Origin of the sequence: Bradyrhizobium sp. LB11.1 (assembly GCF_040549385.1) — a bacterium.
Lineage (GTDB): Bacteria > Pseudomonadota > Alphaproteobacteria > Rhizobiales > Xanthobacteraceae > Bradyrhizobium.
This window is the reverse complement of the sequence record NZ_JBEPTH010000005.1, coordinates 230536-244017: the sequence shown is the minus strand read 5'-3', so window position 1 is coordinate 244017 and position 13482 is coordinate 230536. Positions and strand designations below refer to the sequence as shown.

Here is a 13482-nt window from a genome sequence, read left to right as displayed (position 1 = left end):
GTCTCTCTCAGTGCGGCAGTTCGACGAGATCGAGGCGACGCTCGATACGATCAAGCCGAGCCTCGACACGGTCAATTCGCCGATTGATCCCGGCAACCGCGATATCGACCTGGGCAAGCCTCAGGTCAACATGCCCAATTCTCTCCTCGACGTTCGTGACGCGAGTCTTGATATCGCTGACGTCCGCTGCCATGCGGTCGAATTTCTCGTCCAGGCGACGAAGATACACGAGCACGATGTTGTCCGGCTGCTCCGTCATCGATCTCTCCTACTCCGCCGCGACCATGTTCACGGGATCGCGGACGCCGATATCGTCAATGTCGGCCTTGTGCGAATATTCGTCGATGCGCGCTTCGATCTCATGACGGAAATGCGCGATCAGGCCCTGGATCGGCCATGCGGCTGCGTCGCCGAGCGCGCAGATGGTGTGGCCTTCGACCTGCTTGGTGACTTCCAGCAGCATGTCGATCTCGCGCTTGTGGGCGCGGCCGTCGGCCATGCGGGTGAGTACGCGCCACATCCAGCCGGTGCCCTCGCGGCACGGCGTGCACTGGCCGCAGCTCTCATGCTTGTAGAAATAGGAGATGCGGGCGATCGAACGGATCAGATCGGTCGACTTGTCCATCACGATCACGGCCGCGGTGCCGAGGCCCGAGCGCAGCTTGCTCAAGGAGTCGAAATCCATCGGCGTGTCGATGATCTGTTCGGCCGGCACCATGCGCACCGACGAGCCGCCGGGGATCACGGCCTTGAGATTGTCCCAGCCGCCGCGGATGCCGCCGCAATGCTTCTCGATCAGCTCACGGAACGGAATGCCCATGGCTTCTTCGACGTTGCAGGGCCGCTCGACATGGCCGGAGATGCAGAACAGTTTGGTGCCGACATTGTTCGGACGGCCGATGCCGGCGAACCAGGCCGCGCCGCGGCGCAGGATGTCCGGCGCGACCGCGATCGACTCGACGTTGTTGACGGTGGTCGGGCAGCCGAACAGGCCGACGTTGGCCGGGAACGGCGGCTTCAAGCGCGGCTGGCCCTTTTTGCCCTCGAGGCTCTCGAGCAGCGCGGTTTCTTCGCCGCAGATATAGGCGCCGGCGCCGTGCGCGACGTAGATGTCGAACGGCCAGCCGTTGACGTTGTCTTTGCCGACCAGCTTGGCCTCATAGGCCTGGTCGATCGCGGCCTGGAGATGCTCGCGCTCGCGGATGAACTCGCCGCGGACATAGATGTAGCAGGCGTGCGCGTTCATCGCGCAGCTGGCGATCAGGCAGCCCTCGATCAGGAGATGCGGATCGTGCCGCATGATCTCGCGATCCTTGCAGGTGCCGGGCTCGGATTCGTCGGCGTTGACGACGAGATAGCTGGGACGACCGTCGGTGGATTCCTTCGGCATGAAGGACCATTTCAGGCCGGTCGGGAAGCCGGCGCCGCCGCGGCCGCGCAGGCCGGACGCCTTCATCTCGTTGATGATCCAGTCCCGGCCCTTGTCGATGATATTCTTCGTGCCGTCCCAGGCACCGCGGCGCCGCGCGCCCTCGAGCCCCCAATCATGGAGGCCGTAGAGGTTCTTGAAGATGCGGTCCTTGTCCTCGAGCATGTCAGTGCTTTCCGATCAACGGTTGGCTTGCTTGTAGGCAAGCCCGGCGGCGCAGACGGCGAAGGTCAGCGCCCAGAGCAGACTGGTTTCCTGCGTCGCGTTCATCACGAAGCGCTGCAGCAGGAACATGAAGGCGGCCGCGAGCGCGGCATGCATGGCAACGAAGCCCCATTTCTGCACGGCTTCGCTCCCCCGGTTCGCCTGAGACGGAAGACCCATCAGGAGGTCTCCTTCAACGTGGTCGGCCCGCCCGCCGGCGCGGAGAACTGGCGACCGTTCTGCGGACCGGGCTTCGGCGGATTGCCCGAGGCGAAGCCGTCGAGCACCTTGCCGAAAGTTTCCTTGGTCAGGTCCTCATAGGTGTCCTTGCCGATCAGCACCATCGGCGCGTTCACGCAGGCACCGAGACACTCCACCTCCTCCCAGCTGAAATTGCCGTCCTTGGAGAGATGGAAGGGATCGTGATGGATCCGGCTCTCGCAGACATGGATCAGGTCTTCGGCGCCGCGCAGGCGGCACGGCGTGGTGCCACAAACCTGGACGTGGGCTTTCTTGCCGACGGGGGCGAGCTGGAACATCGTGTAGAAGGTCGCCACTTCGAGCACGCGGATATAGGCCATGTCGAGCAGGTCGGCGACGGCGCGGATCGCGGCCTCAGACACCCAGCCATCGTGCTGTTCCTGGACGCGCCAGAGGATCGCGATCACGGCGGAAGCTTGCCGGCCCGCCGGATATTTCGCGATCTGCTGCTTGGCGAACGCGAGGTTCTCGTCCGTGAACGCAAAGCTCGCGGGCTGGACTTCCTTCGGTGCTAATCGGCGAACGGACATGTCTTAATCTCTCACTGCATGCGGCGCGCGGTTTTCGCATTCAGGGCATTGATCCTGTCCTGCCAGAATGCGCTTGCGGTGCCGAAAACATTGTAGCCGACGTGGGTCGAGACCTTGATGCGGTCGAGGATCGACAGCTCGGTCACGGTCTCCAGCCGGTTGGTGCGCGGATCGAGCACGATCAGCTTCATTGGGGTCTGCTCGAGGATGTAGCGCGAAACCGCATGAGAGCGGTCGCTGCCGTGCTCCTCGCACATGATGACGCTGTCGGTCTGGAGCAGCCGAGCGCCGCCCTTGATCGCCTCGATCTCGACGCCTTCGACGTCGAGCTTGATCAGGTACTTGCCGTTGGCGGAAACCTTGCCGTCGTCGATCAGATTGTCGAGCGCGAGAACAGGCACTTCCTCGCCGCCGTCAGACGCCTCACCAGCAATGCTGAAAGCCTCGTGCTTGGTGCCGGACAGCCGCGCGCTGCCGCGGGCCGCGCCGATCGCGCATTTCAGGGTCTCGAAGCGGTTGCCGTTGACGCGCGCATTGTTGGCGAGCTTCGGATAGTTCTGGCCCGACGGCTCGATCGCGATCGACTTGTGCGAGCCGAATGGCTTGCTCGACACGAGCACCGACCAGTAGCCGTAATTGGCGCCGCAATCGAGCAGCGTGTAATCGACGTCGATGGAGTCCGCGAACAAGAGCTCCAGTTCGTCCTCGTAGCTGTAGGATCGGTTGAGCAGCTTGCTCCAATAACCGTCGCCGTACGGGAATTCGAACACGGCGTCCGGGTTGAGCTTGATCGCGATGTCACGCCTGGGCAGCGTCTTCGCCAGCAAATTGGCGCAGGCGATGTAGCCCATATGCGAGAAGTGCGACGAGATCTTGGATCCGGTCACCAGCGCCAAGGCAGCCGTCCGCTCCCACAGGTTGGCCCCTTCAAGAGCCCCCGAGGCACGGTCAAACTGGATTGGCGCCTGCGCCATCACCGATCGACCTCTCCGAACACGATGTCGAGCGAACCAAGAATGGCCGAGACGTCGGCGAGCAAATGGCCGCGGCAGATGTGATCCATGGCCTGGAGATGGGCGAAGCCCGGCGCGCGGATCTTGCACTTGTAGGGCTTGTTGGTGCCGTCGGAGATCAGATAGACGCCGAACTCGCCCTTGGGCGCTTCAACGGCGGTATAGACTTCGCCGGCCGGCACATGAACGCCTTCGGTATAGAGCTTGAAATGGTGGATCAGCGCTTCCATCGAGCGCTTCATGTCGCCACGGCGCGGCGGCGCGACCTTATTGTCTTCGACGACGACGGGGCCCTTGCCATCAGGCGCATTCAGCTTCTGGATGCACTGCTTCATGATACGCACGGACTGGCGCATCTCTTCCATGCGGATCAGATAGCGGTCGTAGCAATCGCCATTCTTGCCGATCGGAATGTCGAAATCCATTTCGGCGTAGCACTCATAAGGCTGCGACTTGCGCAAATCCCAGGCAGCGCCCGAGCCGCGCACCATCACGCCCGAGAAGCCCCACTCCCAGGCTTCCTTCAACGGCACCACGCCGATATCGACGTTGCGCTGCTTGAAGATGCGGTTGGCGGTGAGCAGACGGTCGAGATCCTCGACGACTTTGAGGAACGGATCGCACCAGGCCTCGATGTCGTCGACCAGCTTCTGCGGCAGGTCCTGATGCACGCCGCCGACGCGGAAGAACGCCGCATGCATGCGGCTGCCCGAGGCGCGCTCGTAGAACACCATCAGCTTCTCGCGCTCTTCAAAGCCCCACAGCGGCGGGGTCAGCGCGCCGACATCCATCGCCTGCGTGGTGACGTTGAGAAGATGCGACAGGATGCGGCCGATCTCGCAATAGAGCACGCGGATCAATTGGCCGCGGCGCGGCACCTCGATGCCGAGCAGCTTTTCGGCGGCCAGACAGAAGGCGTGCTCCTGGTTCATCGGCGCGACGTAGTCGAGCCGGTCGAAATAAGGGATCGCCTGCAGATAGGTCTTCTGCTCGATCAGCTTTTCGGTGCCGCGGTGAAGCAGGCCGATATGGGGATCGACGCGGGCGACGACCTCGCCGTCAAGCTCCAGCACGAGGCGCAGCACGCCGTGCGCGGCCGGATGCTGCGGCCCGAAGTTGATGGTGAAATTGCGAAGCTGTTCGGGTTGCTCGTTCATGGTCAGACCTTCGGTCCCGCCTTCTCGTCACCGGGAAGCGGATAGTCCGCCCCTTCCCATGGCGAGAGGAAATCGAATTTGCGGAATTCCTGGTTGAGCCGGACCGGCTCGTACACCACGCGCTTTTCCTGGTCGTCGTAGCGGACCTCGAGGAAGCCGGTCGTCGGGAAGTCCTTGCGCAGCGGATGGCCTTCGAAACCGTAATCGGTGAGGAGCCGGCGCATGTCGGGGTGGCCGACGAAGAACACGCCGTAGAGGTCGTAGGCCTCGCGCTCGAACCAGTCGGCGCCGGGGAACACCTCGATCAGCGACGGCACCTGTGTGGTCTCGTCAGCCTGGGCCTTGAGCCGGATCCGGGTGTTCAGGGCCGGAGACAGGAAATGGTAGATCACATCGAAGCGTTTTTCGCGCGACGGATAGTCCGCAGCCGTGATGTCGGTGAAGTTGATGAACCGGCAGTTCGGATCGTCGCGGAGGTACTTGACCACCTCGACGATCTTGCCGGCCTCGACATCAACCGTGAGCTGGTTGAAGGCCACCGAATGACCGAGGGCGGCGCCCGGAAGCGCGCTCACGATCGTCTGCCCCAGGGCGTCGAGCTTGGCGTCGTCCATGACGTAAAACCTTAGCGTTCGATGGTGCCGGTGCGGCGGATTTTCTTCTGCAGCAGCAGCACGCCGTAGAGCAGCGCTTCCGCCGTGGGCGGGCAGCCCGGCACGTAGATGTCGATCGGCACGATGCGGTCACAGCCGCGCACGACCGAGTAGGAATAGTGGTAATAGCCGCCGCCATTGGCGCAGGAGCCCATCGAGATGACGTAGCGCGGCTCGGGCATCTGGTCGTAGACCTTGCGCAGCGCAGGTGCCATCTTGTTGGTCAGCGTGCCCGCGACGATCATCACGTCGGACTGGCGCGGCGAAGCGCGCGGGGCGAAGCCGAAGCGCTCGACGTCGTAGCGCGGCATCGACACCTGCATCATCTCGACCGCGCAGCAGGCGAGACCGAAGGTCATCCACATCAGCGAGCCGGTGCGCGCCCAGGTGATGAGGTCGTCGGTCGCGGCCACGAAGAAGCCCTTGTCGGACAGCTCGTGATTGACCTCGAGGAAGAACGGATCATTGGCGCCGACCGGCCGGCCGGTCGACGGATCCAGAATGCCCTTGGGAGCCGGCGCGATCGCCGGGCCAGCGGATGACACAGGGTTCAATCCCATTCGAGTGCGCCTTTCTTCCATTCATAGGCGAAGCCCACCGTCAGCACGGCGAGGAACACCAGCATGGACCAGAAGCCGGTCGCGCCAAGCTTGCCGAACGCCACCGCCCAGGGAAACAGGAACGCCACCTCGAGGTCGAAGATGATGAAGAGGATGGCGACCAGATAGAAGCGGACGTCGAACTTCATGCGGGCGTCGTCGAAAGCGTTGAAGCCGCACTCATACGCCGAGAGCTTTTCCGGGTCCGGCTGCTGGAACGCCACGATGAAGGGGGCAATCAGCAGCACCAGGCCGATGATCGCAGCTACTCCGATGAAGACGACGAGTGGAAGGTAGTTCTGTAGAATGCCGCTCATTGACGAGCCTCTTTTCCCGCAGCCTCGGGACAGCCACGGATTCGTCCAGTTTGGAATTGTTCTGAGCCTTAGCGCAGTGCACCAATGGGCGCAAGACACGCTCATTTCAGGCCCTTTGCTGCTCCCAAACCGGTGGAAATCCCGGAATCACCCCGCGCTGGTATGGAGCAGATCGCCAGACCCAGCAAGGCCGGCCACAATTTTGCAGGGCAGCAGTTCTGAGATCGCGGCGCACAGGGCGCGCCGGCTATTGGCCGTGGTTCGTCGGCGACAATGGCCCGGTTTTTGGGGGACGGTGGCGCACCCAAACCCAGGCAACGACCAGTACCGGCGCCCCGACTGTCACCCAGGCGACATACTGGCCAACTGTTCCCCAAAGCAACGCAGCCAGGAGACCCGTGATGGTCGCAACCGCGAGCAGCACCGGTGCAGCAAAGACACGTATCCACAGCCGCACGCGGTCGGGGGAGCCATGCATCAGGAAAGGACCGGGCCTCGTCTGGTGAATGCGTCGGTGCGGTGAGGCGCCCGCTTCCGCCGCCGCACCAGCCAGAGATAGAAGCCGCTGCCGATCACAACGATGGTGAGCATATCGAGCGCGGCCCAGATCAATTTGAGCGGCGTGCCACCATAGTCGCCGAAATGCAGCGGCTGCGAGATCAAAAGCGCCTGGAGATAGAGCGGCAGCGCCCGGCTGTCGGCGACCTCCGCGGTTTCGCCGTCGAGCAGCACCGGCTGCAACAGCCGCGCGGTCAAAGCCGTGTCGCCGCGCATAAAGGCGGCGAAATGGTGCGAGGACGTGAACGGCGTGCCCGGAAAGGCGATGAAGGCGACTTCCATGCCGGGGGCAGTCTGCCTGGCGCGCGCGACCACGTCGTCGAGCGAGGCGAGATGCACGGGCGGCGGCTTGCCGGCATAGGGCGCGACCATGCTGGCGAGTTCGGTCGCCTTCCACTGGTTCAGCATCAGCTCGGCCCAGGTGTTGACGACGCCGGTCAAGCCCACCACCAGCGCCCAGGCCACCGTCACCACGCCGATCAGATTGTGCCAGTCGAGCCAGCGGACCCGGCGCGCGGCACCGTCGCGGACGGTGGCAAAGCGCTGGCGGCGGGTGAACGGCCAGTAAAGCACCACGCCGGAGACGATAGCTGTGGCAAACAACAGCCCCATCGCGCCGAGGAACAGCTTTCCGGCCTGGCCTGCGAACATGTCGGTGTGCAGCTTGAGCACGATCAGCATCGGGCCGACACCGACCGGCCCGAGCAGCTTGGCCGAGACGGCGTCGAAGGCGCGCACGGTCGCGTTGTCAGGCGCGCCGTCCGGGGCGCTGTTGGTGAACGCCATCACGATCCCGGGCTCGTCCTTGTCCCAGGACACATATTGCAGAACCTTGCCGGGATCGGCGGCGAGCGCGGCGTCGGCAACGATCTGAGGCGTCGCACGCGCCGCGCCCGCATGAGCTTCGGGCTGGGGGGCGTAGCCCAGGAGCTCATCGATCTCGTGATGGAAGATCAGCGGCAGGCCGGTCAGGCAGAGCAAAAGCAGGAACAGGGTCGAGATCAGGCTGGTCCAGGTGTGGACCACGGACCAGAGCCTGACCGTGCGCGCCTTCACGAAACTCCCCCTACGCCCGGCTTCACCATTTGTAAGAGACACTCCCCGTCACGCGCCGGCGATCGCCGTAGAAGCACGACGTATCCGAGGCGCAGCTCGCGACGTAGACCTTGTCGGTCAGATTGGTGACGTTGATTGCCGTGCGCCAGTTTTGCCATTCGTAATGTACCGCGAGATCGCCGAGTACCACCGCCGGGACCTCAAGGGTGTTGGCTGCGTCGGCCCAGGAGGAGCCGACATAACGCACGCCGCCGCCGAAACCAAATCCCGCGAGCGGTCCGTCCTTGAAGGTGTAGTCTGCCCAGCCCGAGACCAGCATTTCCGGCGTGTTGGTCGGTGTCTTGCCGATCAGGGACTGATCGAGGTCCTTGCTGGTGAAAAGATGGTACGACGTGAAGGCGCCGATCAGCTTCAGCTCCTTGGTGGCGTTGGCCACCGCTTCGAGCTCGACACCGCGCGAGGTCACCTCGCCGGTCTGGTTCTGCAACAGCACGTTCGACGGATCTGTCGTCGCCACATTCTGGCGCTTCAGGTCGAACACCGAAGCGGTGAAATAGCCGTCAAATCCCTTGGGCGCGACCTTCACGCCGATTTCGGCCTGCCGGCCGGTCTCGGGCAGGAACAGCTGGTTTTGCGCGTTGAGGCCGATGATCGGATTGTAGCTCGTCGCATAGGAGATATAGGGCGCGATGCCGTTGTCGAAATTGTAGATCAGCCCGGCGCGCCCGCTGAACCTGCTGTCGTCGCGTTGCGCAATATTTGCACCGGTGTCGCGGGCTGCCTGCGTCGTCTCGACCCAGTCATTGCGGCCGCTCAGCACCAGCGTGAAGTTGCCGAGCTTCATCTGATCCTGGAGATAGGTGCCGGCTTGCTTCTGCGTGATCAGGAAGTTGCGGAACGGCGCGCCGGTAATCGGAATGTTGGTCCCGTAGGCGGGATTGAAGACGTTGATCGACGGCACCGTGCCGAAGTTGAACGCCTGGTAGTCGTCGATCTGATAGCCCTTCAGATCGACGCCGAACAGCATCGTGTGCTTCACCGGGCCGGTGTTGAATCGGTACTCGAGCTGGTTGTCAAGATTGGCCTGGTTGGCGGTGTCTTTTGCGTACCAATTGTAGCGGCCGAGGGTGGCCGTGTTGATGTCGGTCCAGCCGCTGCCGACATAGCCGCGATAGGTCAGGTCGATATGCGCGAACCGCGCATTCTGCCGGAACGTCAGATCGTCGGTGAGATTGCGCTCGAACTGGTAGCCGAGCATCTCCTGCTCGCGCGTGAATTTGTCGACGCTTGGATCGCCGGCAAAGAAGCTGGTCGGGATCTTGCCGAATGGCGCGTTCGTCACCGTGCCTTGGTAAGGCAGGAAGTTGATGCCGCGGGTGTCGGTCTTCGACGCCAATGCAAGCACCGTGAAGGAGGTGTCGGCATCCGGCTTCCAGGTGAAGGACGGCGCGATCGAATAGTTGTTGTCGGGCGTGAAGTTGACCTGCGTGTCGCCGTTCCTGACTTCGCCGACGACACGGTAGAACAGCTTGCCGTCCTGGGGCTGGGTCGCGACGGGACCACCGACATCGAAGCCGACATAGGCATTGCCGAAATTGTTGACGCCAGCCTCGATATAGCGGACAGGCTCGGTCGGCGGCATCTTGCTGATGACGTTGACGATGCCGCTCGGGCTCGATCCGCCATAGAGCACGGCCGACGGGCCGCGCAACACCTCGATGCGCTCCATGTTGGACGGCGGTAGCCGCCAGCTCGCGTAAGCGGTGTAAAACAGCTGCATGCCGTCGAGGAACAGGCCAATGTCGTCGGACTTGAAGCCGCGGATCAGCCACCAGTCGTTGCGCGTGTCGGCGCCGAAGGTACCGGCGCGTACGCCAGCGGTATAGCGCAACGCCTCATCCAGCTTCATCGACTTCTGGTCGCGGATCTGCTCTGCGCCGATCACCGACACCGACTGCGGCGTCTCCATGATCGGCGTGTTGGTCTTGGTGCCCGACGAACTGCGATGGGCAACGTAGCCCTGCACCGGGCCACGCGGATTCTCGACGGCGCCGACGTTGCGTTGGGGCTGCGGCTTCCGGCTATTGGCCGTCTGCTCCGGGCCCTGCGTCCGGCGCGGCGCACGGACGGCCGCGCGGCGGCGCTGCTCCGGCGCAGCCACGTTCACCGGTGGCAGGCTCTGCGCGCCATTTTGTGCCGACGATTGTGCGAGCGATGCCCGCGGCATCAAAACCAAAGCGGACGCGGTCACCAATACGGCCGACCGCAGCATTCCAAGACTGTTCAACGCGCCACCCCAACATGTGTGCCTGATGCGTCATGCCGTTGTTCCCCCAACGGCATGCGTTCCAGGCGACGCTTATGTGAGAGAGCGCGGTTCCCCTAATTGAATGGCTCTTAGAACATCTCTTAGAGACGTTCTTAGAAGCACTCGAATATTTCCAAGGATTGCTGCGCGATCAGCGCGAAACTTTCTCGGCTTCGAGCATCGCTTCCGCAGTCGCGGTGAGACGATCGATCTGCGCGAGCAACGTCTCCAACTCGTCATTGCTCAATTGCTCGAGCAGCATCCGGTTGCGCTCCTGCGCGCCTTCGACGATCGCATCATGCGCGGCAAGCCCCGCAGGCGTCAGCGACACCAGCACCTCGCGGCTGTCTTTGGGATTCGCGGACTTCGCGATCAACTTGCGCGAGACGAGTTCGGCCAGTGCCCGGCTGATCTGGCCCTTGTCCTGACCGACGGCTTCGGCGAGCCGGGCCACGCTCATCGGTGGCCGCCGGCCGAGCGAGGCGACGAGACCGAACTCGACCGAGGACAATCCGGCGAGACGCTTGTAGCGGACGATCGCGCCGCGCTTGAGCAGATTGGCCAGCACCATCAACCGTGATGACAGCATCCCGGTGATCGGCGCCGGTGAGTGATTATCGTCCGTATCGGACGATGCGCGCCCGTCCCTGCTCGATGTCTGGCTCATGGTCCACCTCTGCCAAGAAAGCCAGGGCGTGCCAAGTCTTGGTAGCGCAACCTCCCCAGCTTGATCCGAATGCGACCAAGAGGCACCTTGCAAGATCGTTGACATTGTCATCGAATTATTTTTCACTGGGTTACCGCGCGAAACGCGACTCGGCCACCAAGGCCAGCAGCGGGAGGAACATGCATGACGATGACCCAGCGGGATCGCGATCTCGGCACGGCTTATGCGATGAAGCCGACGCAGACGCGCACCGAGCTCACCTCCGTCGCGCGCGGCACGCCGATGGGCGAATTGCTCCGCCGCTACTGGCATCCGGTCGGACTTGGCAGCGACGCCACCGACACGCCGAAGAAAGTCCGCGCGCTCGGCGAGGACTTGATCCTGTTCCGCGACAAACATGCTCGCGTCGGCCTTTTGCATGCCCGCTGCTGCCACCGCGGCACCACGCTCTATTATGGCAAGGTCGAGGAAGACGGCATCCGCTGCTGCTATCACGGCTGGAAGTTCGACACCGAAGGCCATTGCCTGGAGCAGCCCTGCGAGCCCGATGGCGGCCAGTTCAAGGAGAAGGTGCGCCAGCCCTGGTATCCGGTCGAGGAGCGCTACGGGCTGATCTTTGCCTATATGGGCCCCGCGGAAAAACGCCCGGTGCTGCCGCGCTACGAGTGCCTGGAAAACATGGATGACGGCGAGTTCGTCGAGGCCGACGATTCCTCGATCGGCGGCGGCGGACCGGCGGTCATTCCCTGCAATTGGCTGCAGCATTTCGAGAATGTGGTCGACCCCTATCACGTGCCGGTGCTGCACGGCTCGTTCTCGGGGCCGCAATTCACCAACATGATGGCCTCGATGCCGGAGGTGAAATTCGACAAGACGCCGCGCGGCATCGCTGTGCGTTCGATCCGGAAGCAGGACGACGGCCGTGTGTTTTACCGCGTCACCGAGGCCGCCCTCCCCACTCTGCGCGTCGTGCCCAATCCGCGCGTGGCGCAATTCGCCCGCGTCGAATCGATCGGCTGGACGCTACCGATCGACGACACCTCGTTCCGTATCTACGTCGCCGGCCGCGTCAAGAACTCCGGCGACATCGGCCGCATGCGCTCGAAATTCAACGGCAAATTCTGGTGGGACATGACGGAGCAAGAGCACCAGCAATTCCCGGGCGACTACGAAGCGCAAGTCGGCCAGGGCCCGGTGACGGTGCACTCCGAGGAGCATTTCGGCCAGAGCGACCGCGGCGTCCTTATGATCCGGCGCATTCTCGGCGAGCAACTGGAAGCGATGGAGGCGGGCAACGACCCGATCGGCATCTCATTCGACGCAAGCGCGCCGCCGGTCGAATTCGAAGCGGGGAACTACATCCGCGAAGGCTGAGCGACCGGCTTCAATAAGAGCTGGACCCATAAAGATAACAAAGACAAGTTGGGGGGATGCGATGGTCGATGTGACATCACAGGTGTCAGTTGAGATGCCCGCCGCGGCAACGCCGACGCCGCGGCGCTATTACGTGCTGGGCCTGCTCACCATCATCTACGCACTGAACTTCCTCGACCGCACGATCTTCAACGTCCTGATCGAGCCGATCAAGAAGGAGTTTCAGCTCAGCGACACCACGATGGGCCTGCTCGCAGGCTTCGGCTTCGCGCTGTTTTACTCCCTACTCGGCATTCCCATCGCGCGCGTCGCCGACCGGCTCAACCGCCGTAACATCGTCGCGCTGGCATTCGCTTTCTGGAGCGCGATGACGGCGCTGTGCGGCTTGGCCTCCAGTGTCACCACGCTGGCCTTTGCCAGGATCGGCGTCGGCATCGGCGAATCCGCGGGCTCGCCAGCCTCGCAGTCGATTGTCGCAGATCTCTTTGCCAAGAACGAGCGCCCACGCGCGCTCGGCATCTACGCCATCGGCACCTATCTCGGTGTCTTCCTCGGCTATTTCGTCGGTGGCTATGTCAACCAGCATTATGGCTGGCGGGCGGCCTTCTACGTCGCGGGCGTGCCGGGCATGCTGCTCGCACTGATCCTGTGGCTAACGATCTCGGAGCCGAAGCGCGGCGCGATGCAGGAAAATTTCGTGCCTGAGCCGCTCGGGCCGACGCTGAGTTTCCTCGCCTCCCAGCGAAGCTTCGTCATCGTGCTGATCGGCTTCTGCCTCACCACCTACACCAATTACGCGACGGCAGCCTGGATCCCGCCGTTCCTGGCGCGCGTGCACCATTTGTCGAGCGCCGAGATCGGCACCTATGCCGGCACCTTCAAGGGTCTCGCCGGGATGGCCGGCACCCTGCTCGGCGGCTTCGTGGTGGCCAATATCAGCCGCCGGGACGATCGCTGGAAGCTGTGGGCCCCTGCGATCACCTCAGGCCTCGCGGGCCCCGTCTTCGCGCTGTGCATGCTGACGCAGGACTTCAAGATGATGGTGGCCATGCTGGCGCTCACCTCATTCCTGGTCGGATTCCATCTCGGGCCGATCTTCGCGATCGCGCAGACGGTGGCGAAGCCCAGCATGCGCGCGCTCGCCTCAGCCCTCATCGCGCTCACCGCGACCTGCTTTGGCCAAGGCGTCGGCCCGCTTGCCGTAGGCGTGGTCAACGACGCGCTGAAGGGCAGCTACGGCGCCAACGCCGTGCGCTATTCCCTGCTCTCTGCAGCGGTCACGACCACGCTCGGCGCCCTGCTGTTCGTCTGGGCGGCGGGGACCATCCGCGCCGACATCAAGCGGGCGAGTTGACC

At 63.4% G+C, this 13482-nt stretch carries 14 protein-coding genes; 2 read left to right on the top strand and 12 right to left on the bottom strand.

Going from position 1 to position 13482, the window contains the following annotated elements; genetic code table 11:
• Positions 1 to 7: 7 nt before the first annotated feature.
• The 12 genes from ABIA96_RS15475 to ABIA96_RS15420 all read right to left on the bottom strand — a co-directional run bounded on the left by ABIA96_RS15475 (position 8) and on the right by ABIA96_RS15420 (position 10752).
• Complete coding sequence (locus ABIA96_RS15475; RefSeq protein WP_354137905.1) at positions 8 to 259, bottom strand: hypothetical protein; 252 nt, start codon at positions 257 to 259, stop codon at positions 8 to 10.
• 9 nt (positions 260 to 268) lie between these two features.
• Complete coding sequence (gene nuoF / locus ABIA96_RS15470; RefSeq protein ID WP_354137904.1) at positions 269 to 1594, bottom strand: NADH-quinone oxidoreductase subunit NuoF; 1326 nt, start codon at positions 1592 to 1594, stop codon at positions 269 to 271.
• Between the two features lie 15 nt (positions 1595 to 1609).
• On the bottom strand, positions 1610 to 1813 hold the full coding sequence (locus tag ABIA96_RS15465) for a hypothetical protein (protein WP_354137903.1): 204 nt from the start codon (positions 1811 to 1813) through the stop codon (positions 1610 to 1612).
• Positions 1813 to 2424, bottom strand: a complete 612-nt coding sequence (gene nuoE / locus ABIA96_RS15460) for an NADH-quinone oxidoreductase subunit NuoE (protein WP_354137902.1) — start codon at positions 2422 to 2424, stop codon at positions 1813 to 1815. The genes ABIA96_RS15465 and nuoE overlap by 1 nt, the downstream gene beginning before the upstream one ends.
• An 11-nt stretch (positions 2425 to 2435) precedes the next feature.
• Positions 2436 to 3398 carry an FkbM family methyltransferase gene (locus ABIA96_RS15455; protein WP_354137901.1) on the bottom strand — a complete coding sequence of 321 codons (963 nt, stop codon included), beginning with the start codon at positions 3396 to 3398 and terminating at the stop codon, positions 2436 to 2438.
• Positions 3398 to 4594, bottom strand: coding sequence for an NADH-quinone oxidoreductase subunit D (locus ABIA96_RS15450; protein WP_354137900.1), 1197 nt, complete (start codon positions 4592 to 4594; stop codon positions 3398 to 3400). Before ABIA96_RS15450 ends, ABIA96_RS15455 begins: the two co-directional genes overlap by 1 nt.
• 2 nt (positions 4595 to 4596) lie before the next feature.
• A complete protein-coding gene (locus ABIA96_RS15445) occupies positions 4597 to 5208 on the bottom strand; it encodes an NADH-quinone oxidoreductase subunit C (RefSeq protein WP_354137899.1) in 612 nt (203 codons plus the stop codon).
• Positions 5209 to 5219: 11 nt separating this feature from the next.
• Complete coding sequence (locus ABIA96_RS15440; protein ID WP_234683890.1) at positions 5220 to 5807, bottom strand: NuoB/complex I 20 kDa subunit family protein; 588 nt, start codon at positions 5805 to 5807, stop codon at positions 5220 to 5222.
• A complete protein-coding gene (locus tag ABIA96_RS15435; protein ID WP_092290902.1) occupies positions 5798 to 6163 on the bottom strand; it encodes an NADH-quinone oxidoreductase subunit A in 366 nt (121 codons plus the stop codon). The genes ABIA96_RS15440 and ABIA96_RS15435 overlap by 10 nt, the downstream gene beginning before the upstream one ends.
• A 477-nt stretch (positions 6164 to 6640) precedes the next feature.
• Positions 6641 to 7777 (bottom strand): PepSY-associated TM helix domain-containing protein, encoded by a 1137-nt coding sequence (locus ABIA96_RS15430; RefSeq protein ID WP_354137898.1) that lies wholly within the window; start codon positions 7775 to 7777, stop codon positions 6641 to 6643.
• 22 nt (positions 7778 to 7799) lie between these two features.
• Positions 7800 to 10049 (bottom strand): TonB-dependent siderophore receptor, encoded by a 2250-nt coding sequence (locus tag ABIA96_RS15425; RefSeq protein WP_354137897.1) that lies wholly within the window; start codon positions 10047 to 10049, stop codon positions 7800 to 7802.
• A gap of 187 nt (positions 10050 to 10236) precedes the next feature.
• Complete coding sequence (locus ABIA96_RS15420; protein ID WP_354137896.1) at positions 10237 to 10752, bottom strand: MarR family winged helix-turn-helix transcriptional regulator; 516 nt, start codon at positions 10750 to 10752, stop codon at positions 10237 to 10239.
• Between the two features lie 183 nt (positions 10753 to 10935).
• Between ABIA96_RS15420 and ABIA96_RS15415 the strand changes: the two genes are divergently transcribed.
• Together ABIA96_RS15415 and ABIA96_RS15410 are read left to right on the top strand one after the other, a co-directional pair.
• Complete coding sequence (locus ABIA96_RS15415) at positions 10936 to 12126, top strand: Rieske 2Fe-2S domain-containing protein (RefSeq protein WP_354137895.1); 1191 nt, start codon at positions 10936 to 10938, stop codon at positions 12124 to 12126.
• Between the two features lie 61 nt (positions 12127 to 12187).
• Positions 12188 to 13480, top strand: coding sequence for a spinster family MFS transporter (locus tag ABIA96_RS15410; RefSeq protein WP_354137894.1), 1293 nt, complete (start codon positions 12188 to 12190; stop codon positions 13478 to 13480).
• Positions 13481 to 13482: the final 2 nt, after the last annotated feature.